This window comes from Streptomyces sp. NPDC005303 (assembly GCF_040607335.1).
Taxonomy (GTDB): Bacteria; Actinomycetota; Actinomycetes; order Streptomycetales; family Streptomycetaceae; genus Streptomyces.
Window position 1 is genome coordinate 1 of the sequence record NZ_JBEXGM010000087.1, and the last position, 1,281, is coordinate 1,281.

1 protein-coding gene and 1 pseudogene are annotated in these 1,281 nt (G+C 67.3%); both read left to right on the forward strand.

All coding sequences use genetic code 11. The annotated features are described in order from the left end of the window. Positions 1-72: 72 nt before the first annotated feature. Positions 73-351: pseudogene (locus tag ABZT93_RS40380) on the forward strand (transposase); the annotation flags it as partial. Positions 352-368: 17 nt separating this feature from the next. Next, complete coding sequence (locus ABZT93_RS40385) at positions 369-1,241, forward strand: IS3 family transposase (protein WP_356114123.1); 873 nt, start codon at positions 369-371, stop codon at positions 1,239-1,241. The last annotated feature ends 40 nt before the right edge of the window (positions 1,242-1,281 follow it).

Here is a 1,281-nt window from a genome sequence, read left to right on the forward strand (position 1 = left end):
TGGGCTTGATCCGCTTTGACGGACATCCGAGATCAGGGGTTCAGCCCCGGGAGGATGTCCATCATGGAGAGCATGGGGAAGAAGAAGCCTCGGCCTCGCCGTTCGTTCACGCCGGAGTTCAAGGCGGAGATCGTCGAGCTGTGCCGACGCGGTGACCGCTCGGTCGGCCAGATCGCCAAGGACTTCGACCTGACCGAGACCGCGGTGCGGCTGTGGGTCAGCCAGGCCGAGGTCGATGCAGGCGAACGCGACGGTCTGACCAGCAATGAACGCGAGGAACTGACCGCGCTGCGGCGGGAGAACCGCCGACTGCGCGAGGACGTCGAGGTCCTCAAGCGTGCGACGGCTTTCTTCGCGAAGGAGACCCGGTGACGGTGCACCCGTTCATCGAGGCGGAGAAGCGTGCAGGGCACAGCGTCAAACGAGCATGTGAGCTGCTGAAGGTCTCCCGGACCGCCTTCTATGCCCGCCGCGTTGCCAGGCCAGGTCCCCGCGCGGTCCGTGACGCCGAGCTGACGGAACAGATCGCCGACGTCCACACGAGATCGCGGGGCACCTACGGCGCCCCGCGCGTCCATGCCGTGCTCAAGCGGGCAGGCTCCGGATGCGGCCGCCGACGTGTCGCCCGGTTGATGCGGGCTGCCGGCCTGCAGGGCCGACACCGCAGACGACGGCACCTGACGACGATCCCCGATCCACGAGCTGCCCTGCGGCCCGATCTCGTCCTCCGCAACTTCCAGCCCGACCCTGCCGGCCTGGATGCCCGCTGGTGCGGCGACATCACCTACATCGCCACGCAGGAGGGCTGGCTCTATCTGGCCACCGTCATCGACATCGCCTCCCGTCGCGTGGTCGGCTGGGCGACGGCCGACCACCTGCGGACCGATCTGGTCGCCGATGCCCTCACGGCCGCCTGCCAAAGGCGCCGCCCCACCCGGCCGGTGATCTTTCACTCGGATCGCGGCTGCCAGTACACCAGTCACCAACTCGCAACGCTGGCAGACCAGTTGGGAGTGCGTCTATCGGTCGGCCGCACCGGGCAGTGCTGGGACAACGCACTCGCCGAGTCGTTCTTCGCCACCATCAAGAGGGAGCTGCTCGACACCAGCTCCTGGCCCAGCCGGGCCGCCGCCCGAACCGCGATCTTCGATTTCATCGAGGGCTGGTACAACTTGCACCGTCTGCACAGCAGCCTCGGCTATCGCAGTCCCGCCGAATACGAGACCGCACTCGCAGCCTGACCATCACACCGATGGTGTCCGTCAAAGCGGAACAAGCTCA